The 24,007-nt window shown below is 73.3% G+C and carries 17 protein-coding genes; 4 read left to right on the top strand and 13 right to left on the bottom strand.

Translation table 11 applies throughout. The features are described from left to right. Positions 1-23 precede the first annotated feature (23 nt). Positions 24-2,714, bottom strand: coding sequence for a type 2 lanthipeptide synthetase LanM family protein (locus SM418_RS17300; protein WP_371941863.1), 2,691 nt, complete (start codon positions 2,712-2,714; stop codon positions 24-26). Positions 2,715-3,178: 464 nt separating this feature from the next. Here SM418_RS17300 and SM418_RS17295 point away from each other — a divergent pair, with 464 nt between their 5' ends. After that, on the top strand, positions 3,179-4,048 hold the full coding sequence (locus SM418_RS17295; RefSeq protein ID WP_371941861.1) for a family 3 encapsulin nanocompartment shell protein: 870 nt from the start codon (positions 3,179-3,181) through the stop codon (positions 4,046-4,048). A gap of 314 nt (positions 4,049-4,362) precedes the next feature. On the opposite strand, the gene SM418_RS17290 is transcribed toward SM418_RS17295, so the two are convergent. From SM418_RS17290 to SM418_RS17250, 9 genes are all read right to left on the bottom strand, one after another. Continuing rightward, positions 4,363-5,946 carry an MFS transporter gene (locus tag SM418_RS17290; protein ID WP_371941859.1) on the bottom strand — a complete coding sequence of 528 codons (1,584 nt, stop codon included), beginning with the start codon at positions 5,944-5,946 and terminating at the stop codon, positions 4,363-4,365. Further along, positions 5,943-7,577, bottom strand: a complete 1,635-nt coding sequence (locus tag SM418_RS17285) for an AMP-binding protein (protein ID WP_371941857.1) — start codon at positions 7,575-7,577, stop codon at positions 5,943-5,945. The genes SM418_RS17290 and SM418_RS17285 overlap by 4 nt, the downstream gene beginning before the upstream one ends. A 104-nt stretch (positions 7,578-7,681) precedes the next feature. Next, positions 7,682-10,654: a glycine--tRNA ligase gene (locus SM418_RS17280; RefSeq protein ID WP_371942047.1), complete on the bottom strand. Its 2,973-nt coding sequence runs from the start codon at positions 10,652-10,654 to the stop codon at positions 7,682-7,684. Between the two features lie 117 nt (positions 10,655-10,771). After that, entirely contained in the window at positions 10,772-11,467 is a 696-nt protein-coding gene (locus tag SM418_RS17275; RefSeq protein WP_371941856.1) for an SseB family protein, read from the bottom strand. 68 nt (positions 11,468-11,535) lie between these two features. After that, complete coding sequence (bar, locus tag SM418_RS17270; RefSeq protein WP_371941855.1) at positions 11,536-12,654, bottom strand: barbiturase; 1,119 nt, start codon at positions 12,652-12,654, stop codon at positions 11,536-11,538. A 57-nt stretch (positions 12,655-12,711) separates the two neighbouring features. Continuing rightward, positions 12,712-13,671 carry a carbamate kinase gene (locus tag SM418_RS17265; protein WP_371941853.1) on the bottom strand — a complete coding sequence of 320 codons (960 nt, stop codon included), beginning with the start codon at positions 13,669-13,671 and terminating at the stop codon, positions 12,712-12,714. 150 nt (positions 13,672-13,821) lie between these two features. Next, positions 13,822-14,985, bottom strand: a complete 1,164-nt coding sequence (locus tag SM418_RS17260) for a pyridoxal phosphate-dependent aminotransferase (protein WP_371941852.1) — start codon at positions 14,983-14,985, stop codon at positions 13,822-13,824. A 159-nt stretch (positions 14,986-15,144) separates the two neighbouring features. Continuing rightward, positions 15,145-16,539, bottom strand: a complete 1,395-nt coding sequence (locus tag SM418_RS17255; protein WP_371941850.1) for an acyl-CoA synthetase — start codon at positions 16,537-16,539, stop codon at positions 15,145-15,147. Beyond that, entirely contained in the window at positions 16,539-17,696 is a 1,158-nt protein-coding gene (locus SM418_RS17250; protein ID WP_371941848.1) for a CaiB/BaiF CoA transferase family protein, read from the bottom strand. The genes SM418_RS17255 and SM418_RS17250 overlap by 1 nt, the downstream gene beginning before the upstream one ends. A gap of 144 nt (positions 17,697-17,840) precedes the next feature. Here SM418_RS17250 and SM418_RS17245 point away from each other — a divergent pair, with 144 nt between their 5' ends. After that, positions 17,841-18,431: a uridine kinase family protein gene (locus tag SM418_RS17245; RefSeq protein ID WP_371941846.1), complete on the top strand. Its 591-nt coding sequence runs from the start codon at positions 17,841-17,843 to the stop codon at positions 18,429-18,431. 519 nt (positions 18,432-18,950) lie between these two features. After that, complete coding sequence (locus tag SM418_RS17240) at positions 18,951-20,198, top strand: HNH endonuclease signature motif containing protein (protein ID WP_371941844.1); 1,248 nt, start codon at positions 18,951-18,953, stop codon at positions 20,196-20,198. 782 nt (positions 20,199-20,980) lie between these two features. Here SM418_RS17240 and SM418_RS17235 read toward each other — a convergent pair. From SM418_RS17235 to SM418_RS17225, 3 genes are all read right to left on the bottom strand, one after another. After that, positions 20,981-22,201 (bottom strand): phospholipase D-like domain-containing protein, encoded by a 1,221-nt coding sequence (locus SM418_RS17235; RefSeq protein ID WP_371941842.1) that lies wholly within the window; start codon positions 22,199-22,201, stop codon positions 20,981-20,983. A gap of 154 nt (positions 22,202-22,355) precedes the next feature. After that, the gene (locus tag SM418_RS17230; protein ID WP_371941841.1) at positions 22,356-22,559 is read right to left on the bottom strand and encodes a DUF397 domain-containing protein; all 204 of its coding nucleotides are present in this window, start codon (positions 22,557-22,559) and stop codon (positions 22,356-22,358) included. After that, positions 22,556-23,368, bottom strand: coding sequence for a helix-turn-helix domain-containing protein (locus tag SM418_RS17225; protein WP_371941839.1), 813 nt, complete (start codon positions 23,366-23,368; stop codon positions 22,556-22,558). The genes SM418_RS17230 and SM418_RS17225 overlap by 4 nt, the downstream gene beginning before the upstream one ends. Before the next feature lie 101 nt (positions 23,369-23,469). Here SM418_RS17225 and SM418_RS17220 point away from each other — a divergent pair, with 101 nt between their 5' ends. After that, complete coding sequence (locus SM418_RS17220) at positions 23,470-23,937, top strand: ATP-binding protein (RefSeq protein WP_371941837.1); 468 nt, start codon at positions 23,470-23,472, stop codon at positions 23,935-23,937. Positions 23,938-24,007: the final 70 nt, after the last annotated feature.

The raw sequence follows: 24,007 nt of genomic DNA, 5'->3' as shown, positions 1-24,007 counted from the left end.
CTCCACGGGGAACGGGAGCATGCTCAGGGGTTCGGGGGCGCCAGGGCGAGCACCGCGGGCACGTCGGCGGGGAACGCGCGGCGCAGCAGCCCGAAGCCGATGCCGGACAGGCCGGCGAGCAGTCCGGGCGCGGGCGCGGGCAGGGCGGCGCGCCACACGCCGGACGGGCGGGGGGCGGGTTCGCCGAGGGCGGTGAGCAGTTCCGCGAGCCCGGACGCGCCGTGGCAGAGCGAGTCGTCCGGCTGCGGGCCGGCGTCGCGGACGGTCCGGGCGGCGGCGTCGAGGGAACGCTCCAGCCCGGGCACGGCGCCGCGGAGTACCAGCAGGGCCAGGCCGGTGCCGGCGGCGCCCTGGCACCAGCCGGGTTCGGTCGGGCACCGGCCGGGTCCGGTCGCCGGTCCGCGGGCGGCGAGTTCCCGCGCGCGGGCCGCGTGCCGGGGGTCGCCGAGCAGGCCGTGCAGGCGGGCGTGGGCGACGGCCGCGCCCGGCGCGCCGTAGCCGAATCCGTCCCCGGCGGGCTCCATCGCCAGGAGCCGCTCGCCGGCGGCCCGCGCCGCCTCCTCCGCCTGCCCGCCGTCCTGTCCGGCGCCGGGCAGGACGGCGTGCAGGGCGAGCGCGGAGAGCAGCGCGCCGGCTTCGCCGTCCAGGACGCCGGGCCCGGCCGGCGCGGGCGGCGGCGCGCCGCTGGCGGCCTCGGCCAGGTCCGCGCGGCGGTGCACGGCGGCGGCGTGGGCGAGGTGGTAGACGGGCCCGAGTGCGGGCACGGCGGCGGACGCCCGGCAGCGGAGGGCGACCTCGTCCGCGACCTGCTCGGCCAGCCTCGCGGCCCACCGCTCGCCGGTCACGGCGGACAGGTAGGACAGGAACAGGCCGATGCCCGGCAGGCCGCCGTAGAGATCCAGCCCGGCGGGCGCGACGCGGCGGGAGGCGGCGTCGACGACCTCGACGGTGAGCCAGCCGATCCGGTCGCCGTCCCGGACGGCCGTCGCGTCGAGGCGCCGGGCGATGTCCAGGGCGTCCCGTACCGGGTCGTCGCCGGACGGCCGGTGCGCGGGGTGGCCGGCGCGCGGCCGGGTGTCCAGCGCGGCCAGGCTCGCGTCGATGATCTGCAGCTGGCCGGCGAGATCGTCCTCCCCCAGCGCGGCGAGCCGTGCCGCGGTCTCCTCGATCGGGGGCACGGGCAGTACGTCCGGCAGGCGCGTCCCGTCCTCCAGCCACACGTCGCGGTGGCCGGGGCGGACCTCGAAGACCGGCACCTCGCCGCGCCGCAGCGCCGCCTTCTCCGCGTCGACGAGCGCCGCGCGGTGCGGGACACCGGGCCAGCCGGCCGCGAGCCGGTCGAGGCCGCGCTCGTGGGCGGCGGGATCGCGCACCGCCTCCGGCCGCCAGCCCTCCAGCAGCAGCCGGACGTAGAGGAACGTCGAGAGCTGGATCAGCCGCACCGGGACGTCCGCGCAGCCGTGCAGCGGCCCGGCGGGCGCGAGGAGAGTGGTCCCGGCGGCGGCCAGCCGGCGGTAGGCGAAGGTGTAGCCGGCGGTGAGCGCGCCTCGGTGCGCGCGGGGGTCGGCGGCCTCCCCGCCAGGCAGGCGCAGCCGCCCCGCGGGCGCGGGGACGGTCCGGTAGCCGAGCCCGACCCGCATCCGGTCGGTGCCCGGGTCCTCGGTCATCGGCGTCGGGATGAGGGAGCGGCGGGCGGGGGCGATGCCGAGGGGGCTGATGTCGATGCCGAAGGGCAGCTCGGTGTCCGCGTCGGGCATGACGAGCGGGCCGGGGAGCAGGCCGGTGCGCAGCACGGACGCCGCCAGCCGCTCGGCGGCCGGGTCGCCGAGCCGCGCGCGGCGCGCCGCCGGCTGCGTCCCCTCGGTGTGGAACAGGGCCTCCAGGTCGATCACCACGGGGTCGGCGCCGGCGGCGATCACGTTGTCGGCGTGCAGGTCGTAACCGTGCACCGCGTGGGTCAGCGCGAGCAGCGCGCCCATCCGCCAGAAGAACGCCGGGAGCCGCTCCCCCGTGCAGGGGGCGGGCTCGATGTACTCGCTCCAGCCCCGGTCCCCCCGGTCCAGCAGCCTCGGACGGCGCAGCGGGTGGGGCACGCCTTCGGACGCGTTGAACCAGCCGAGGAGGCGGTCGAAGCAGCCGTCGACGGCCAGGCTCCGCGGTTTGTAGACGACGGTGCCGCGTTCGAACCGGACGATCGCGACCGTCCGGCCGCCCCGGTGCGTCTCGGCGGACCCGAACACGACGTCGCCGAGGGCCCCGAGGCCGCCGAAGGTCTCGGTGAGCGCGGGCAGGTCGGCGGCGAGGTCGCGGGCGAAGGCGGCGCGGGCGGCGACCCAGTCGTCCAGCATGCCGGGGACCAGCCCGGCGAGGACGGGGTGCGCCGCCCAGATCCGCCGTGCCGTCTCTGGTTCGCGCAGGCTCCGCACGAACGCCTCGTAGCGCTCCCGCGGTGTCGCGCCGTCCAGTCCGCGCCGCCTCGCCGCGTCGAGTTCCCGGGCCAGCGCCGGCTGGACGGCCATCGCGAGCCGGCCGGGCGGCGGCTCGCGGACGAGGAGTCCGGTCAGGCCGCCGGGGAGGCCCGGCCGGGAGCTCAGCTCGGCGCGCAGGGCGCGCCGAGCGGCGGCGATCTGGGGTCGCGCGATCTCCAGGAGGCCGAGGCCGGCGTCCTGGAGATCGTCCGACGCGGCGGAGGGAGCCGCCGCCGTGGCGCTCATCCGGCCTCACCCGGGCCGGAGCCTGGGCGGGGGCGTTCCTCCCCGTTATCGGAAGGGACACGGCCATCGGAAGGAACGCGGCCATCGGTAGGGGCGCGGTCATCGGTAGGGGCGCGGTCATCGGTAGGGGCGCGGTCGCCGGAAAGGGCGCGCAGCGGGCAGCCGGGCGCGGGCCGGCCGGCCGGCCGCGGGCCCGTCCCGCGAATGGGATCGATCACCGGGTCGGTGAATCCCGCGGCCGGCCCGGCCGCTTTATCCGGCTTCGGCATGTCACCGTCCCTTCCAATCCGCTACGAAGTTCTACCATGACAGATTTTTCGGAACAAGATCGATGGGGACCCTTTTAATTTCTTCGCCGGTGTGCTTACTCTCTCGGTTGGCACGGTGCAAGATCGGCATCGTGCATTTGTCGGCCGACCCGAGATCCGGGCGGTCGCGCAAAGCATGTCTGATGGGAGTTCGCCGTGCTGGACTACCTCATCGATGACCCGGGGCTGCGTGAGCGCGGCCCCGGCGAGGAACTGGCGATCGCGGTCGCGCGGGCTGCCGGGGGCGACGCGGCGGTCCGGCTCCGCGCGCCGCTGACGACGCTGTTCCCGCTCGCCTCCACCCGGCCCCGGCCCACCGTCCGCGAGCAGACCAAGGGCGGCACGGTCACCGACCGCACCCTGCGCTACGTGCGCGAACACCGCGACACCGGGCGGGACGGCGACCGCGGCACCCGCTACGGCGCGACGCCCGAGGCGGTGTTCCGGCCGGCGGTCGCCAAGGCGGAGCTGACCGAGATCTCCGTCGCCGTGCCGGCGCCCGCCGAACTGTGCCACGACCCGGCGTTACTCGCCCGCTTCGTCGACCACCGCGTGATCGTCCGGCTGTGCACCGTGGAGAACGAGGTGCTCCTGCACGGCAGCGACGACGGCGCGATCCCCGGGCTGCTGCGCCTGGAGGGGCTGCGCCGCCTCAGCGCGGCGACGGAGGATGCCCAGGCGGGCGCGGTGATGGACGCCCTGATGGGCGGCTGCGCCGAGGTGGAGGAGATGGGCGGCTCGTGCGACGGGCTCGTCATGCACCCCGCCCTGTACTGGCGGCTCGTGGGCGGCGGCGCGCTCCCCTCGCTGGACTCGGCGGGGCTGCGCATCACCCGAACCCGCATGATCGAGCGGGACCGGGTCCTGCTCGGCGACTTCCGCGCCGGCATCACCCTGCTGGACGGTGAGGAGTCGACGCTCGCGCTGCGCCGCCCGGCCGGCGACGGCGCGGCGACGATCACCGCCGCGATGCGCCTCGGCCTCGCCGTGCACCTGCCCCAGCACTTCGTCCTGCTGAGCCTCTGACCGCACTCCGATCTCCCCGGTGCTCCCCCGGGCCCCGAACGGCAGGGCCCGCGTCCGTGAGAAATGGAGGTGACCGACATGCGCACGACCCCGTGGTGACAATACCCGGTCACAATCCGTGGTGACGCCCTTGGCGACGATCCGCGATGCCGATCGACCGCCATTCCGCGTCCCGGCAGGATCAGGAGGTGAATCGTATGCGCACGACGCCGTGGTAAACCTACCGGATAACTCGGAAATCCGCCGAGCGGCATGCACGACAATGGCCGCGCGACTGAATTCGGTCACATGAATTCGCGGCGGCCCGCGCCGAATTACCGATAACGGCGCAGCGGCGCCCGCGGTACCCTCCGGTGCCGCGGGCGCCCTCCTTCCCGGGCGGCGGCGCCGGCGAGCGCGGTCGCCAGCAGCCCCGCCGCGAGCCCCGCCCACGCGACCCGGAACGCGGTCCCGGTCGGCTCGTGCAGCACGGCCGCGAGCCCGCCGATCCCGGCCGCCGCGCCGGCGGACCGGGCCAGCATGATCAGCGCGCTGCCGCTGCCGAACCGGGCGGGCGGGACGGCGGCCATCGCGATCGTCTCGATCGCCACGGCGGCCGCGGCCGTCCCGGCCGTCCCGGCGACGAGCGCGGGCAGCACCACCCCGGGGTAGCTCCGTCCGGCGCCGAGGACCTCCGCCGCGAGGGGCCAGCACCAGCCCGCCGCGCCCACCACGCCGCCCGCGACCGCGACCGCCCGCGCGCCCGCCCGGCGCACCAGCGGGCCGCTCCACCAGGAGACGACGGCCGAGGTCAGCGGTCCGGGCGTGAGCGCGAGCCCGGCGGCGAGCACCGGGTAGCCCCAGCGGTCGGTGAGGAACAGCGCCACGCACAGCGCCACCGCGAACTGGGTGACGCTGAGCAGCGCCATCGCCGCGTTGCCCGCCGCCGTGGAGCGGGCCCGCAGCAGCGTGAAGTCCGCCGCCGGGCGGGGATGGCGGAGCGACCGGCGCACCCCGAGGCAGGTCAGCGCGGCCCCGGCGGCGAGCGCGGCCGCGGTCCGGCCGGCCGTCCAGCCCCAGTCCGGGCCCTGCACGACGCCGAGCACCAGCGCGCCGACGCCGCCCGCGAGCAGCGCCGTGCCGAGCAGGTCGGGCAGGCCCTGCTCCCCCGCGTGCTCCCCCGCGTGCTCCCCCGCGTGCTCCCCCGCGTGCTCCCCCGCGTGCTCCCCCGCGCGCTCCCCCGAGTGCCCCTCCGCGCGCTCCCCCGAGTGCCCCTCCGCGCGCTCCCCCGAGTGCCCCTCCGCGCGCCGGGCCGGGACGCCCGCCGCGGCGCAGGCCAGGGCGAGCGCGCCGAGCGGCAGGTTGATCAGGAAGATCCAGCGCCAGCCGCCGAGGGCCAGCAGTGCGGCGCCGAGCGCGGGCCCGCTCGCGCCCGCGACGCCCGCGGCGGCGCCGAGCAGCCCGAACGCGTGCCCGGCCCGGCCGGGGAACTCGCTGAGCCCGACCGAGATCGACAGCGCGACGACCGCGCCGCCGCCGGTCGCCTGCAGCATCCGCGCCAGCACGAGCCCCACCGGGCCGGTCGCGAGCGCGCAGGCGGCCGAGCCGAGCGTGAACACCGCGAGGCCGCCGAGGAAGATCCGCTTGGGGCCGAGCCGGTCGGCCGTTCCCCCGGCCGGCAGCAGCACGGCGGCGAACACCACCGTGTAGGCGGTGATCGTCCAGGACAGCCCGGCGAGGGTGCTGCCCGGGAACTCGCGGAGCAGCTGCGGGATCGCGATGCTGACGATGTTGTAGTCGATCACCGCCATGACGTTGGCGAGGATGACCGAGGTGAGCGCCAGCGCCCGCCGCCGGGACGCGCTCGCCGGAGCCGCGAGCACCCCGGCGAGCATTCCCGCGAGCGGCCCGGCGCTCACTGCGCGGCGGCGGTGCGGGCCCTCCGGGCGAACTCCTCCTCGAGGACGCGTTTGCGGATCTTCCCGGTCGGCGTCTTCGGCAGCTCGGCGACGATCTCCAGCCGGTCGGGCTCGTAGCCGGGCGTCATTCCCGCGCCCGAGACCTGCTCGCGCAGATCCTCCAGCGTCGGCGGGGCGGTGCCCGGCGCGGGGACGACGACGGCGACGACGGTCTCGCCGAGCAGCGGTTCCGGCTCCCCGACGACCGCGACCTCGGCGACGCGCGAGTCGGCGCGCAGGATCCCCTCCACCGCGACCGCGGGGACGTGCAGCCCGCCCTTGTTGATCATGTCCTTGGTACGGCCGATGATCTTGATGCCGCCGCGCCCGTCCGGCCGGGCCAGGTCGCCGGTGACGAACCATCCGTCGTGCAGCGCCGCGGCGAACGCCTCGTCGGCGCCCTCGTAGCCGAGGCACATGTTCGCGCCGCGGACCTCCAGGCGCCCCGGCCCGTCCGCGACGACCGCGCCGTCCTCGCCGACGAGCCGCGCCGACATCCACTCGACGGGCCGGCCGTCACTGCGGGACGCCCAGTCCGGCGGGTCGTCGGGGCGGCCGATCGTGACGCCGCCGTTCTCGGTCATCCCCCACAGCGACCGGACGGGGAACCCGAACGTGTCGTGGAACCGCCCCGGCAGGTCCGGCGGGATCGGCGTGGACCCGGTGACCATGTGCCGCAGCGCGACCGGCCGCGGGTTCGCCCGCTGCTCCGCCACCAGTTCGTCCAGGATGAACGGGGTGAAGTACGCGGCGGTGATCCCGTATCTCGCGGCGAGGTCGAGGAAGTCGCCGGGCTTGAACGCGTCCGCCCACACGGCCGTCGCGCCCGCGACGAGCGGCGCCAGCATCCCGTAGAGCCAGCCGCCCTGCCCGCCGACGATGCACGGCGTGGACAGCACGTCGTCCTCGCCGAGCCCGAGCGGAACGGTGTAGGAGCGCGCCATCGCGTACAGCGTGTTGTGCGAGTGCCGGACGCCCTTCGGCCGCCCGGTCGTCCCCGACGTGTACATGATCTGGAGGACGTCGTCGCCGGACGGCCGGTGCCGGGGCGCCGCGCCGCCCGCCGTGAGCAGGGCGCCGTCGAAGCCGGTCGCGCCCTCGGGGACCTTCTCCCCCACCACGATCTGGTGGCGCAGCGCGGGCAGCCGGTCGCGCATGCCCGCGATGGTCCCGGCGATCTCCAGGCCGCGCACCTCGTCCAGCGACACGACGGCGCTGGCGCCGGACTCGCGCAGGATCCACTCGGTGTCGGCGGCGCCCGTCGCGATGTAGTACGGCACCACGACGGCGCCGGCGCGGCCGCAGCCGAGCGCGAGGACGGTTGCCTGCCACTGGTTGACGAGCTGCATCGCGACCCGGTCGCCGGGGCCGATGCCGAGCGCGGCCAGGCCCGCCGCGCACCGGTCCACGAGCTCCGCCACCTGCGCGTAGGAGAGGACGACGTCGGGCTCGTCCCCCGTCTCCCAGACATGCCCGACCACCGCCGGACGGTCCGGGGCGGCGTCCGCCCACCGGTCGAGATCGTCCAGGAACGTTCCGTCGCGCCACCAGCCGCGGCGCCGGAACTCCTGTGCGTCGTGCAGGCTCGCCATCGTCGGCCCCTTCCATGCCGGGTGACTTGATCATGACCACGGCGCGGCGGGATCGGCAACGGCCACTGTTGACGAAGACCGGCGGGACCGGTCGGCACCCGGGCTCAGGCGATCTCGCGCCAGTCCAGGACGGGCGCGGCGAGGTCCCTGATGGCGGCGAGGAGGCCGAGCCGGTTGGCGCGGACGCCCGGGTCCTCGTCCATGACCATCACGTCGTCGAAGTAGGCGTCGATGGGCGCGACGAGGGCGGACGCGGCCGTGGCGAACTCCGGCACGGACGGCCGGGCGGTCAGCTCGGCCTTGACGCGGGTGAACGCCTCGTGCAGGTCGCCCTCGGCGCGCTCGGTGAACAGGGCCGGGTCGTAGCCGGCGCCGGCGGCGTCGGGCACGATGCGCAGGACGCGCTGCAGCGCGGTCGTGAGCCGCTCGAACCGGGGCGACCCGAGCAGCTCCGCCAGGTCGCCCGCGGCCCGCGCGGCGTGCGCGGGCGCGCCCGCGAGCGGCAGCACGGCCCGGACGACGTTCACCGCACGCCCCTCGTCCAGGAGGTTCTGCTCCAGGCGGCGCGCGATGAAGCGTTCGGCCTCCGCGAGCGCGTCCGGGGCGGCGGTGACGGGCTGGTGCCGGGCGGCGAGGGCGAGGCCGTCGCCGACCGTGACGGGCGCGAGGCGCGGGACGTCCCGCAGGATCGCGGTCAGCGCCAGCGCGGCGCGGCGCATCCCGAACGGGTCGGAACTCCCGGTCGGCGCGGAGCCGACGGCGAACAGCCCGGTCAGGAGGTCGAGCCTGTCGGCGGCGGCGAGGACGGCCCCGGCGACGGTGGCGGGCAGCGCGTCGCCGGCCGAGCGGGGCAGCTCCATCTCGTGCAGGGCCAGCGCGACGCCCTCGGCCTCCCCTGCGCGGCGGGCGTACTCGCGGGCCATCGTCCCGGCGAGGCTCGGCAGCTCGATGACCATGGACGAGGCAAGGTCGAACTTCGCCAGCGCGGCGGCGCGGGCGAGCGTGGCCCGCTCCTGCGCGGTGAGGTCGAGGCGGCCGGCCAGGTCGGCGGCGAGCGCGGCGATGCGGGACGACCGGTCGGCCATCGACCCCAGCCGTTCGGTGAACGTGAGCCTGCCGAGCCCCTCCTTGATCTGCTCGGGCGTGCGCCGGAGGTCCTGCCGGAAGAAGAACGAGGCGTCCTCATAGCGCGCGCGGAGGACGGCTTCGTTCCCGGCCCGGACGGCGTCGTGGTCGCATTCGCCGTTGGCGACCGTGACGAAGTGCGGGAGGAGCCGGTTCGACGGCCCGCGCACCGGCAGGTAGCGCTGGTGCTTGCGCATGACCGTGGTGAGGATCTCCTCGGGCAGCTCCAGGTACTTCCCGTCGAAGGAACCGAGGACGGCGACGGGCTCCTCGACCAGGTTGACGATCTCCTCGACGAGGGCGTGCTCGGCGGCGACGTCGACCGTCCCGTCGTGGCTGCGCGCGAGGGCCGCGGCGTCCTCGGCGACGCGGGTCCGGCGGCGGGACGGGACGGGCTCGATGCCGTGCCCCCGCAGGACGCCGACCAGCGACGCGGCGTCCGGCACGTCGACGCGCGGCGAGTCGGACGTCCGGTGGACGCGGGTGGAGCGCCCGGCGGCGAGGTCCGCGACCGTGAACGGGACCTCCCGCTCGTCCAGCAGCGCGAGGAGCCAGCGGATCGGGCGGGCGAACGACAGGCCGGGGGCGTTCCACCGCATGTTCTTGCCCGCGCGGAGCCCGGTGACGATGTCCGGGAGCAGCGCGGCCAGGACCTCGGCGGCGGGGCGCCCGACGACCTTCCGTACGTATCCGGCGTACTCCCCGCCCGACACGGTCACCCGCTGGACGTCCGACACCGCGACGCCCTGCCCCTGCGCGAACCCTCGCAGCGCCCGCGTCGGCTCCCCGGACGCGTCGTAGGCGGCGGCGAGACGCGGCCCCTTCACGACCTGCTCGGTGTCGGGCTCGCGGGCCTCCAGGCCGTGGACGAGCACGATGATCCGGCGGGGCGTCGCGCACGTCTCGAGCGAGGAGGCGTCGGTGAGCAGCCCGGCCGCCGCCAGCCCGTCGCGCAGCCGCTCCGCCACATGATCGGCCGTCCGCGCCACCTCGCCCGGCGGCAGTTCCTCGACCCCGATCTCCAGCGCGAACGTCCCGGCGGAGGAGGCGTCCGGCGGCGCGCCCGCCGCGGCGGCGGCGGGCCGCGCCGCGGCGTCGCCGAGCGGATGCCCGAGCTCGGCGCGGCGCTCCACCCACAGGGCGGCGACCTCGTGGGCGAGGCCGCGCATCCGGGCGAACGCGCGCGCCCGCTCGGTGGTGCCGATCGCACCCCGCGCGTCCAGGACGTTGAACGCGTGCGAGCACTTCAGCACGTAGGAGTGGGCGGGGACGGGCAGCCGCGCGTCCAGCATCCGCCGCGCCTCGGCCGCGTACGCCTCGAACAGCTCCCGGTTCGTCGCGATGTCGGCGTCGTCCAGGTAGTAGCGGCTCATCTCGTACTCGGCCTGCCCGAAGGCCTCCCCGTAGGTGACGCCGGGCGCGTACGCGATGTCCTTGAAGTGGGAGACGCCCTGCAGCGCCATCAGGATGCGTTCCATCCCGTAGGTGATCTCGACCGACACGGGGTCGAGGGTCAGCCCGCCCGACTGCTGGAAGTAGGTGAACTGGGTGATCTCCAGGCCGTCCAGCCAGACCTCCCAGCCGAGCCCCCACGCGCCGAGCGCGGGCGAGGCCCAGTCGTCCTCGACGAACCGGACGTCGTGGGCGCGCAGGTCGACGCCGAGCGCGGCGAGGCTGCCGAGGTACTGCTCCTGCGCGTCGCCCGGCTCCGGCTTGAGGATCACCTGGAACTGGGTGTGGGTCTGCAGCCGGTTCGGGTTGTCGCCGTACCGCGAGTCGTCCGGGCGGACGCTCGGCTCGACGTAGGCGACGCGCCACGGCTCCGGCCCGAGGACGCGCAGCGCGGTGGCCGGGTTGAGCGTGCCCGCCCCCACCTCGGTGTTCATCGGCTGCGCGACGAGGCAGCCGCGTCCCGCCCAGTAGTCGGTGAGCCGGATCAGGGCGTCCTGCATGGTCAGCACGGGAGTCTCCAATGGCGGCGGTCGGATGAAGCCTAGGGCCGCCCGGGACCTCGCCCGGTGTCGAACATGCCGACAGCCTGCCGGACCGGCGGCGTCGGCGCGAGCGGATTACCGTCGCAGGACGTTCAGTTCGACGCCGCCGACGATCCGGCCGCGCAGCACCTCGGCGAGCCGGTCGGAGACCCGCTGGACGGTGACGCGCTCGTCGTGCCCGTCCACGACGGCGAACCGCACCGCGACCTCGGCGGACGTCCCCTCGATGACCCGGACGCCGGTCACGGACGGGTCGGAGCCGAACGCGGCCTCGACCGCGGCGAGGACGTCCGGGTCCTCGTGCGGCGGCGGGATGGGCCGGCCCTCGGCGAGCAGGTGCAGGCGCAGGCCGTCCACGGCGAACGGGACCGGGCCCGCCACGTCCACGACCAGGGCGTCGGCGCCCTCGTCGAGGGCGGCGCGGCACGCGTCGCCGCCGCGCACCGTCACGGGGCGGGCGTCGGCGCGCCACGCCCTCATCGTCTCCGAGCAGGTGAAGCCGAGCACGCCGCGCCGCCCGTCGTCGCCGATCAGCGTGGGCAGCGCCATCTCGCTCGACTTCTCCCGGCGCGGCTCGCCGGGCGCGACCTCCTCCTCCTCGGTGAGGACCGCGACGATCGGGACGAGCAGCCGGGCCCCCTGCAGCCGCCGCAGCACCGTGTGCGCGCCGACGCGCCCGGCCGCGAACCCGGTGAGCGCTTCGCACAGCCGGGGGTCGGCGCTTCCGTCGTCTCCCGGGATCAGTGGTTCGGGAATGGTCAGTCCGGACACGGCAGGAAGGCTATAACCTCCGGTGACCGCTGCGCCTACCTATTCGGATACTGTTCGTGGCCGCCCGGTCACCCGAGGTCGGCGATGGCGGCGACGGTGCCGCCGCCGGAGGGCCCCTGGTGGACGGCCGCGACCGACACGAACACCGCCGGGTCGCCGGTGACGGACGCGGCGACGCCGCCGACGCACGCCTTGATCTGCCGGTGCCAGTGCACGTCGGAGTCGTCGAGCATGATGTTGCGGCGGCCCCGGACCGAGCCGCCCGGGTCGGCCTCGCACTTGATGAACACGTTCACGAGCCGGTCGCCGAGGTCGGACGTGCGGGGCCGCTCGGGCAGGTCGAGGCCGGCGGCCCTCACCGCGTCCCAGATGCCGTCGGCGTCGAGTGCGTCCTTCATCACACCGTGTCCGGCCCGGTAGCGGCCGCCGATGCCGCGCACGTTCCCGACGACGACGATCTGCGCGCGGTCGAGTTCGACGCCGGACGAGCACGACGCCACCGACGAGTACAGCGAGAGGTCCCTGTGGATCTGCTCCGCCGACGGCATGCTGATCTCGCCGAGCGCGACGGCGATGCCGAGCGCGGTGGTCGAGTTGGAGATGTCCATCGACTTGAGCGTGTCGTCGGTGACGACGTCGCGGCCGCGCGACTTCGCGTCGTTGATCGTGTCGAGGGTGAGCAGCGGCGTCTTCGTCTGGACGTAGTGGACGTCGGCCGGGTCGTCGATCCCGGCGATCTTCATGGCCTCGCGGACGCCGCCGGCGACGGTCTCGACCATCGCGGGACGGCCGATGTCCTCGGGCAGGATGACGTCGCTCATCGCGACGCCCACCGACAGGCGGGGCTCGTCCGAACCGGCCGGCGACCCCGGCGCCGTCGCCGGGTCGACGGTCGCGAAGACGGTCGCGTGCGGGCTGAGGACGCCGTCGGTGCCGCCGGACCAGACGAGGGGGACGCGCGCCACCTCGTCCGCCGTCCGGGTCCCCCTGGCGAGCAGCACCTCGCGGAACGCCCGGTCGGCCAGCAGCCGCGTGTAGTCGTTCACGCCGCCGTTGCCCTCGGTCTTGCCGACGACGGCGAGGACCCGGTCGGCCTCCAGGACGCCGTCGTCGATCAGCCGGGCCAGCCCGGACGCGTCGGTCACGCTCTCGATGGGGATCTTGCGGACTTCGATCGGATCGGGCACGTCATCGCTCCTCAGCTGCTCGGTCGAATCGATCTCTACCCTGCCGGTCCCGGTGGGTCACGCCTCGACGACCGTCCCCGCCTCACCGCGGGCGGCGTCGCCGAGCCGGGCCAGCGACGCGATCGCCGCCCGCCGGCCGCCGGACGCGACGAACCGGCGCGCCGCCTCCACCTTCGGGCCCATGCTGCCGCCGGCGAAGTGCCCGGCGGCGGCCAGCGCGGCCAGCTCCGCGGCCGTGGTGCGGTGCAGCGGGCGCGCCCGCGGCGTCCCGAACCCGGTCATCGCGCCCTCCACGTCCGTGGCGATCACCAGGACGGACGCGCCGAGCCGGCGGGCCAGCAGCTGCGCCGCGAGGTCCTTGTCGACGACGGCCTCGACGCCGCGCAGCGTCCCGTCCACCCGCACCACGGGCGCTCCCCCGCCGCCTGCCGCGACCACGACGTGGCCCGCGTCCAGCAGCGCCGCCGCCGCGCCGGCGTCGAGGATCTCCAGCGGCTCGGGCGAGGCGACGACGCGCCGCCAGCCGCGCTCGCCGAACGACCGCCACGTCTCGCCGAGCGCCATCGACCGGCGCGCCTGCTCCTCCGGGAAGTAGCGTCCGATCGGCTTGGCGGGGGCGCCGAACCCGGGGTCGGCCCCGTCCACGAGCGTGCGCGTCACCACCGTGGCCACCGGGCGGGCGGCGCCCCGCGCGGCCAGCGCCCGGTCCAGCGCGTTCATGATCATTACGCCGACGGTGGCCTGGGTCTGCGCGCCGCACCAGTCCAGCGGGACGGGCGGCACCACCCCGGCCGCCAGCTGGTTCTTGATCAGCAGGTTGCCGACCTGCGGGCCGTTGCCGTGCGTGAGCGCCACCCGCGCGCCCGCCGCGACCAGCCCCGCCACGCGCGCCATCGCGGCCTCGATCGCCGCCGCCTGCGCGTCCGGCGCGGCGCTGCCGTCCGGTGCGGTCATGGCGTTGCCGCCGAGCGCGATCAGGACCCGCTCGCCGTCGAGCGTCCCGCCGTTCCAGGTCACGGACGGACGCTAACCCGTGCGGCGGGCGGCGCTCATGGGCGAAACCAGCCCAAGCAACGCCGCCCGTTCGGCAACCTCCGCCCAACCGGTCGGGCGCTGTCGTCCAGCGAGTCCGGCCGGCCCGTCGCCTTCCGGAACGTGGCATGCTTCTCAGCGGAGGCGGGCGAGGCGCTCCACGGCCTCGTCGATGACCTCGTCCTTCTTGCAGAACGCGAACCGGACGAAGTGGGCGCCGGCGTCGGCGTGGTCGTAGAACACCTGCGTCGGGATCGCGACGACGCCCGCCTTCTCCGGCAGGGCGCGGGCCAGCTCCATCCCATCGGTGAAGCCGAGCGGCCGGATGTCGGCCTGCACGAAGTACGTGCCCTGCGGCCGGTAGGTCGTGAACCCGGCCGCCTCCAGCCCGGTGATGAGGCGGTCCCGCTTGCCCTGGAGCGACTTGCGCAGCTCCTCCACCCACGGGATCTCGTTGCGCAGCGCGTACGCGGCGGCCCGCTGGTAGGGGGCGCTGACCGCATAGGTGAGGAACTGCTTCACCGTCTGGACGGCACGGACATGGGGCGCGGGCGCTGTCACCCAGCCGGTCTTCCATCCGGTGACGGAGAACGACTTGCCCGCGGACGACACCGACACCGTCCGCTCCCGCATCCCGTCGAGCGTGGCGAGGGGGATGTGCCCGGCTTCGTCGAACGTGAGGTACTCGTAGACCTCGTCGGTGATCGCGATTAGGTCGTGCTCGCGGCAGACGCCGGCGATGGCCTCCAGCTCATCCCGCGTGAACACGGTGCCCGCCGGGTTGTGCGGCGAGTTCACCAGGATCGCGCGCGTGCGGGGGCCGACGGCGGCGCGCAGCGCGTCGGGGTCGAACGTGAAGCGCCCTTCCACGGGACGCAGCGTGACGGGCCTCCGGACGGCCCCGGCGAGCGCGATCACCGCCGCGTAGGAGTCGTAGTACGGCTCGAACACGATGACCTCGTCGCCCGGCCCCGCGAGCGCGAGCACCGACGCGGCGACGCCCTCGGTGGCGCCCACGGTCACGAACACCTCGATCGCCGGGTCGTACTCCAGCCCGTACCGGTCGAGCCGCTGCGCCGCCACCGCCTCGCGCAGCTCGGGCAGGCCGGGACCGGGCGGGTACTGGTTACCGCCCGAGCGGATGGCCTCCACCGCCGCGTCGAGCACCCCGGCGGGGCCGTCCTCGTCCGGGAAGCCCTGCCCCAGGTTGATGGCGCCGGTCCGGACGGCGAGGGCCGACATCTCGGCGAAGATCGTTTCGCCGAAACCCTGCATGCGCTCGACCAGTGGCTCTCTCATGGTCACCAGCCTAGGCCCGGCGTCCCGGCGCACACGGGAGCATGACGGGGACGGTCGCGGAGCGGTGGTCGCGGAGCGGTGGTCGCGGAGCGGTGGTCGCGGAGCGGTGGTCGCGGAGCGGTGGTCGCAGACGGGTGAAGGCCCCGGCGGGGTGGCGTCCTAGAGTTCGCCCAGGCGGGTCTTGACGACCTTGCCCATCGCGTTGCGCGGCAGCGAGTCGACCAGGTGGACGACACGGGGACGCTTGTGCGCCGACAGCCGCTCGGCGACGAAGTCGATGAGCCCGTGTTCGCCGACGCCGTCGGCGACGACGTACGCGGTCACCTGCTCGCCGAGGTCGTCATGGGGGGTGCCGACGACGGCCGCCTCCCGGACGGCGGGATGCGCGAGCAGCGCGTTCTCGACCTCGCCGGCGCCGATCCGGTAGCCGCCGCTCTTGATCAGATCGGTGGACGCGCGGCCGACGATGCGGTGCCAGCCGTCCGGGCCGATGCTCGCGATGTCGCCGGTGCGGAACCAGCCGTCCGGCGCGAACGACTCCGCGGTCGCCTCGGGGCGGTTGAGGTAGCCCTTGAACAGCAGCGGCGCGCGGACGTGCAGCTCGCCGGGCGTCTCTCCGTCGTCCGGGACGGCGGATCCGTCCTCGGCGACGAGGCGGGTCTCGACGCCGGGCAGCGGGGTGCCGACGAAACCGGGGCGCCTGTCGCCGTCGGCGCGCGCGCTGACCGTGATGAGGGTCTCGGTCATCCCGTAGCGCTCGACGGGACGGTGCCCGGTGAGTCCGGCCAGCCGCTCGAAGACGGGCACGGGCAGGGGCGCGCTGCCGGAGACGAGAAGCCGGGCGCTGCGGAGGGCCTCGGCGGTGGACGGGTCCGCCGCCGTCCTCGACCAGACGGTAGGGACGCCGAAGAACAGGCTGCCGCCGTCGTCCTGCGCGGCGGCCGCGTACAGCTCGGGCTTAGGACGGCCCGTGTGGACGAGCGGCGACCCCACCCGCAGGGCCCCGAGCACGCCGAGGACGAGCCCGTGCACGTGGAAGAGGGGCAGCCCGTGGACGAGGACGTCGCCGGGCGTCCACGCCCAGGCTTCGGCGAGCGCGTCGAGCCCGGCGGCGATCGCACTCCGCGAGATGAGAACGCCCTTCGGCGCACCCGTGGTGCCGCTCGTGTAGAGGATGAGCGCGGTCGCATCGGCGGGGACGCCCGTTCCGCCGCCGCCGTCGCGCGGCAGCCGGTCGACCGGGAGGAGGGGCGGTTCGCCCGCCGCCTGTCTCACGTCGCTCGCGGCGAGGATCATGCTCGCGCCCGAGTCGCCGAGGATGTGGGCGCGTTCGGCGGGGCCCGAGTCGGGCGGCAGCGGCACCACGGGGACACCCGCGAGGAGTCCGCCGAGGACCGCCGCCACCGTCTCCAGGGACGCCGTGGCGTGCACGGCGACGGCGTCGGCGCCCGCGATCTCCGCGGCGACGGCGGACGCCCAGCCGAGCAGTTCGTCGCGCGGCAGTTCCCGTCCGGCGATCCGCACCGGGCCGCCGGTCTCGCCGAGCAGGTCCATCACTCGCCCCTCTCCTTCTCCTCCAGCCAGGCCAGTACCGCGTCGGTGTGCTCGCCGAGCAGCGGCGGCGCGGTGTGCTCGCGTCGCGGCGCGCCGTCGAAGCGCAGCGGGGGGCCGGGCAGCTCGATCCGGCCGAGCCGCGGATGGTCGACCTCGATGACGAGGCCCTGCGACCGGGTCTGCTCCCACTCGTAGACCTCGTCGATCGACCGGATCGCACCGGCGGGCACCCCGGCCTCGTCCAGCCGGGCGAGCCAGGCGTCGCGCGTGTCGCCCGCGAGGACCTCCTCGATGTCGGCGGTCAGCTCCGGGCGACGCGCCGCACGGTCCGGGATCGTCGCGTAGCGCGGGTCGTCGGGGTCGAGGCCGACGAGCGGCGCGAACCGCCGCCACAGGTTCTGGTTCGCGACGCCGATCTGGAGCTGCCCGTCCTTGCAGCGGAACGTCCCGTACGGAGCGATGGACGGGTGGTCGTTGCCCACCGATTCGGGGACGTCGCGGGCGACGGTCCAACGCGTCCCCTGGAACATGTGGGCGCCCACGACCGACGCCAGCAGCGACGTGCGGACGACCGTTCCGCGGCCGGTGCGGGTCCGCTCGTACAGCGCCGCCAGCACCCCTGCGACCCCGTTGCCCGCCGCGAGGATGTCCGCGATCGACAGCCCGACCTTGCTCGGCGTGCCGGGCGGGCCCGTCACGCTCATGATGCCCGCCTCGCCCTGCACGATCGCGTCGTAGCCGGGACGTCCGCCCTCCGGCCCGTCGTGCCCGAACCCGGTGATGGACAGCACGACCAGCCCCGGATTCAGCTCGTGCAGGCGCTCGACCGGGAAACCGAGCCGATCGAGGACGCCCGGCCGGAAGTTCTCCACGAGCACGTCGGCGTGCCGGACGAGCCTTGTCAGGGTCTCCGCGCCCTCGTCCGACTTGAGGTCGAGGGTGATCGACTCCTTGTTCCGGTTGATGGACAGGTAGTAGGTGCTGACCTGGTCGTCGCCCGCGAACGGCGGCCCCCAGCCGCGGGTCTCGTCCCCGCCTCCGGGCTGCTCGACCTTGATGACCCGGGCACCGAGGTCGGCGAGCGTCATGGTGGCCTGCGGGCCCGCCACCACGCGGCTGAGGTCCACGATCAGGACGCCTTCGAGCGGTCCGGGCAAGGAGGTCCTCCTTAGAGGGCAGGGCTTGGAAGTTCGCGGGCAGGGCATCTGGAAGTTCGCGGGCAGGGCATCTGGCAGTTCGCGGGCAGGGCGTCTGGCAGTTCGCGGGCAGGGCGTCTGGAAGCGGGTAGGGCACCTGGAAGTATGCCGTCCGTGCCGCACACCGCCATGACCTACCCGGCGCTCGCCGCGCGCCTGCTCGCGCTGCCGCCGTCCTGCGGCCCCGCGCGCCTGATCGCGGTGGACGGCCCGAGCGGCGCCGGCAAGTCGACGTTCGCCGGTCACCTGGCCGAGGTGCTGGTCGGCGCGCCCGTGATCCGCTCGGACGATTTCCGGGTGCCGTGGGACGCGGACCCGCTCACCTGGTGGGAGCCTCTCCGCAGCGCGGTCCTCGACCGGCTTTGTGAGGGGCGGCCCGCTCTGCTGCGCCGCTACGACTGGCATCACGACCGCTACGGTCCCGAGGAGGAGATCCCACCCGTGCCGGTGCTGTTCATCGAGGGTGTCGGGGCGGCCTGGGCCGGGTCGCCCGCCGCCTACCGCATCTGGATCGACGCGCCCCACGACCTCCGCCGTGCCCGCGCCCTCGACCGCGACGGCCCCGAACACGCGGACGCGTGGGACGCCTGGGCCGTCCGCGAACAGGCTCACTTCAGCACCGACGCCACACGTGCGCGCGCTGACCTGCTGGTGGACGGAACCACGTTCACCCAGCACCGCTTCTCCTCCCTATGAACCTTCATCGGGCACCAAGCGTGCCAGTTCTATTGATCCGGTGGTTTGGTGATCCGGTGTTGATGTTTCGCTGTTCTGGCGTTCCCGGTGGTTCCTGTCGGAGGTTTGCGCGTGTTCCGTGCCCGAAGTTCGGAGTTCGATTAATTGTGGTGGGGGCGGCGCTGCGTACGGGGCCGCCCCTCCAAAGTCAAGGGCGCTTCGCGTCGCTTCGCGATGGACTTCGTCCACCCTTGACTTCGGAGCCTCTGCGACCCCTGAGCGCAGCTTTTCGTCGGGCAGGCTCCGCCTGCCCTCTGCCCGACGCGCCGCCCCCACCCGTCCAAGAGTCGTGTTCGGCTGCTTCGTTCCGCCGAGGTGTCACCCCTGCACAGAAGGCTGGCAGCCAGGGCCCATAAAGTCCAGTATGAGCAATAGGCGCAATAGGTGCATTTCGGGGGACGGCTCTTTGGTGCGCAATTTTAGGGGTCTGAATTTGGGTCGTGGGGTGCAATATCGCGGCCAAGCAGGTATCATATTCATATGAGTTCAGTCACGGTCGACCTTGACGGGGCGTCCACCATGGAATTGGTGAGCGCCGCGTCTGCGATCGCCGCCGAACTCGCCCGCCGTGACGCGCCCGAATCGGCGGCGGCCTGCATGGAACTCACCGAAACACTCACCACCGCCACTGATATGCAAGAGGCGGCCCTTTCCGGGTTCGTCGACGTCGTGGACCGGCACAGGGAAGCGCAGCGGTGGGGGTTCCCGTCCACCAGGTCATGGCTGCGGTCGCGGCTGGGCATGCGCGAATCCCGCGCCAGAGAACGCCTGAACCTGGCCCGCCAGCGGCACCGCCTGACCCAGGTCACCACCCGCTGGGCTGCAAGCGACCTTTCGCTCGGCTACGCCTCGACCATCGCCGATGCGGTCGTCCGCCTCGACGACGCGGACTGCCGGGCAGCGGAACAGATTCTGCTCGAGATGGTCGACCAGGGCTTCTCCGCCGGGAAGGTGGCCTCCTTCGGCAAGCGGGTCCGAGACGTCATCGCCGAGCGCGACGGCACTGAACGGGCCGACTCCGACACCCGGCACGGCTACGAGCGGTCCTGGATCGATACCTCCCGTTCACTGGACGGCGGTCGCTACGTCAAGGGCTGGCTGAACGCCGAAGACGCCGCCATCTGGGATGGCACGCTCGGTCCCCTGGCCAAGCCCGCCGGCGTCGACGACCATCGTGACCTGTCCGAACGCACGGCGGCCGCTCTCAGCTCCGTGCTGTCGGGCGGCCACCGCGCCACCAAGGTCACCGTCATCTGCGACCTCGACACCCTCACCGGTGGCCAGGCCCCCGCGCGCCTCACCGACGGCACCCCGATCCCCGCCACGCAAGCCCGCCGCATCGCCCTCAGCGCGGGCGTCTCACCTCTCCTGCTGGGACGCGGCCACGCACCCCTCTACCTGGGCCACAGGGTCCGTTTCGCCAGCGGCCCCCAACGCCAGGTCCTGGAGACCCTCTACCCGACGTGTGCGGTGCAGGGCTGTGAGGTCCCCGGTGCACTGTGCGAAGTCGATCATGTGAACGGCTGGGCCCTCGGCCGCAGCCCCACCGACATCGACCGGCTCGCACTGTGTTGCGGATGGCATAACCGTTACAAGCACGCCAATCCAGAGCGGCTCCGCATCACGACGGAAGCAGACGGCCGCTACACCTACCGGCTCCACCCACCCGGAGCCGACCCGCCCGCCGAACCCGAACACCCCCCGCCGCCCCAGCTGCGCGCCGCCTGAGGCCCAGAGGCTCGGGGTGGGTTCACACTCGCGGCCATGGCTGGCGTCCCGAAATGGCGTCGATCACCTGGTTTCCGAGTGCCTATGCTCGCGACCATGACGGACGATGCCGACTACCTCACGACCAACAGGGCGCTCTGGGACGAGCCTCCCGATCCATGTGGCCAGTGACTTCTACGACCTGGCCGGGTTCAGGGCCGGCATGCAGATCCTGCGTCCGTTCGGGCTCCCCGAGGTCGGGGGACGCCACCGGGCGCCGGCTCGTCCACCTGAAATGCCGCTTCGACCTGCAGCCCCTCTCCCTTTCCGCAAGGTGACACCTCGGCGGGACGAAGCAGCCGAACACGACTCTTGGACGGGTGGGGGCGGCGCGTCGGGCAGAGGGCAGGCGGAGCCTGCCCGACGAAAAGCTGCGCTCAGGGGTCGCAGAGGCTCCGAAGTCAAGGGTGGACGAAGTCCATCGCGAAGCGACGCGAAGCGCCCTTGACTTTGGAGGGGGGCCCCGTACGCAGCGCCGCCCCCACCACAATTGACCGAACTCCGGGCACGGAACCCCGATAGGAACCACCGAAACCCTGGGCTCGGCGCAGCACGTCCCCGGTGCGTCCTGGCGGGTTCGTCTACCTCGCGGAGTTCCACCCGTTCGGCGACGCCCTCGACGACGAGGAGGGCCGTGCTCCGCTCCGCGCCACCCGGCCGGCACGCACATCGACCCATGGGGCACTGCCTTCACCCAGCACCGCTCCCTATGGACCGGGTCGACCTGACCCGGTCCATAGGGGCTAAAGGAAGCGGCGGATAGGGGTGATCGACAGTTCCCTGGCGCGCTGGGGCAGGGAACGCCGGGCCCAGCGCGCGTGATCGACCCGCTCGCTGCGGGCGAGGTCCGCGTCGAAGTGAGCGTCGAGCGTCGCGGTCAGGTCTTCGTCGATCACCGCGAGCATGACCTCCTCGTCGTGGTCGAGGGACCGCCGGTTGAAGTTCGTCGAGCCGAGCAGGGAGACCATCCCGTCCACGGTGATGATCTTGGTGTGCAGCATGGACGGCTGGTACTGGTAGATGCGCACACCGCAGCCCAGGAGCGTCTCGTAGTGCCGCTGGCTCGCCAGGCGGCTCACCCGCTTGTCGGCGTGCGGGCCCGGCAGGAGCAGTTCCACCTCGACGCCGCGGCGGGCCGTCTCGCACATCAGATCGATGAAGTAGGTATCAGGGGCGAAGTAGGCGGAGGCCACCCGCAGCCGCCGCTCCGCCAGCTGGAGGACGACCCTGAAGAGGGTCTGCATGTCCTGCCAGCCGAGACTGGCCGATCCCCTAACGACCTGCACCACGGCGTCACCGGCCGCCTCGTGGACGCCGAAGCGGTCGCGGTCGTCGAACAGCGCGTCGTCGCACTCGGCCCAGTTCTGGGCGAACGCGGCCGCGACGCCGTCCACCGCGGGCCCGCGCACCCGGAAGTGGCTGTCCCGCCACTCGTGCTCGTCGCGGGCGTCACCGCACCATTCCTCCGCGATGCCGACTCCCCCGGTGAACGCCGTCCGCTCGTCCACGACGAGCACTTTGCGGTGGCAGCGGTGATTCTGCTTGAACGGGGAGCGGGTCATGGGTTTGCGGAACCATCTGACCGTGACGCCCGCCCGGTCCATCTGGTCCAGTAGATCCCTCTCGATCTGCCAACTGCCGATGCCGTCCAGGAGCAGGCGGACCCGCACGCCCTCGCGCGCCCGGTCCGACAGCGCGTCGGCGAACCGGCGAGCGATGTCTCCGCGCCAGTACACGTAGGTCATCATGTCGATGGTGTGCCGTGCTCCGGCGATCTCCTCCAGCATCGCGGGGAAGATCTCGTCCCCGTTGAGCAGGGGGGTCACGGCGTTGCCCTCCGTCGCCGCCACGCCGATGAGCCGCTCCAGGGTCCGGCGGATCCGGTGCGCGCGGTCGGCGGCGGGGGGCGAGGGGGTGCCGGGGTCGGTCTCAGGTTCCGCCGGTCGTTGCTGGGGGACGGTCATTCCGGTCTCTTCTCCTTACACTGCCGTCGACGACCAGCCGCCCTCGCACTGCCGCATCGAGGACGCGAGGGTGATCGCCGCTCGGCGGAGATTTGTCCCCCTGTCCGCCCTTATTATTCCCCCCGGCCGTGCCCGCCCTCGCGCCGGGCCACGCTCAGGGCCGCCGCCTCGGGTACCGCTGCTTGATCTGCTCGACCAGACCGCCGAACCCGGCCACGGTCAGGGTGAGATATCCCTCATGGGGGTTCTTGCTGTCCCGCACACCGATCCCTGCACCCGGTGAAAGTCGTCCCAACTCAACGCACTGCTGGTCACTGATGCCCCCGCTGTGGCTGCTCTTCCGCCAGTGAACGATCATGAGTACTGCTCCAGGTAGCGCTCGACGAGGACGCGCGAGGCCTCTTCGGGTAGGGCCTTCGCACCGATACGTTCGAACTTAGTCGAAAAGTCCCTTACCTCGATGGGACTCTCGATCAAGCGTCCGCCGTTCTGAGCACCGGCGTAGGCGACATCCCGCTCTGGCAGGCAGATGATTTGGAACGGACCGTCGAATCCGTGATGAGCGCCGGCCGCAGTCGGGACGATACGCATGATGACGTTCGGCCGGGCGGCCATCTTGAGCACGTGCTCCAGTTGTTGCTTCATGACCTGGGGGCCACCGATGGGACATGCCAGCACGCTCTCGTCGACGAGCATCCACAGCACAGGCGCGTCCGAGCGCTCCAAGATCAAGCGTTGCTTCTCCAAACGCGTGGTGATCTCAGGCTCGATGTCCCCCGTCTCCGCTGCGAGAAGCGCGCGAATGTAGCCCTCTGTTTGGAACGGTCGGGGGATCGCCTTGCCGTGGTAGGTCTTGATCGTCGTTGACTGCTTCTCGTATTCCATGCACTGTCGCGCCCAGTCCGGATCATGAGCCATTCGGGCAAACCAGAGGATTAGTTGAAAAAGCAGACCCGTTCCATAGTGCCTGTCCAGCAGTCGCATCTGGTCGTCCTGTGGGCGCCGCCTGCCCGCCTCCAGGTTGGAAACAGTCGATCGGGCAGCCCCGATGATCTCGCCGCATTGAGCGAGCGACAGGTCGGCCTTCTCTCGCATGAAACGCATGAAGAAAGCTAGGAAGTGCCACATCGACACCCTGGGGTCCAGGGGTTCACGAACGGAAGGCATAGCTTCTCCTAAGTTTTCAACCCGCTTGGGCACAGCCAAAGGCTAGGCATCTCCGGTGATCCTTGTCACACGAAATCGGGAAGTCGGACAAGGACGGGACGATGGCGATGACGGTGACCGGGGATTTGATCATTTCGCTGATGGGCACGCCCGCCTCGGTGGGGCTCGCGCGCACTCTCGTGGACGCGCGGATTCGCAAATGGGACTACTTCCACATTCTCGACAACGCGCTTCTCATCGTCTCGGAGCTCGTCACCAACGCGGCCCGGCAGACGCCGCGCGAGGAGATCCGCCTCCAGTGCAGCCGGGACTCGTACGGGGTGACCATCGCCGTCTGGGATGGCGCCTACGAACTCCCCCGGGCCAAGCCGATGCGGGAGCTGACGCTCGATGACCTCGATCTGTCCGAGGCGGCCTTCGACGACAACGGCGGCTGGGGGCTGCACATCGTCCAGGTCCTGTCCGCCAAGTGCGGTGTCATCGCCGACCCCGGCGGCGGCAAGTGGGTCTGGTCCCGTTGCGCCACGAGGCGCTCTGACATATCCCCGGCTCAGCCGGGAGGGACTTGAAGGGAGGTCTCTGGGTCTGATGGCTTACCCGAACCCGAAAGGGGGACGGGACAGGAGCATGCCAGGAAAG

It is taken from the genome of Actinomadura chokoriensis, assembly GCF_041463665.1.
GTDB lineage: Bacteria > Actinomycetota > Actinomycetes > Streptosporangiales > Streptosporangiaceae > Spirillospora > Spirillospora chokoriensis_A.
This window is presented reverse-complemented; position numbering and strand designations above follow the sequence as displayed.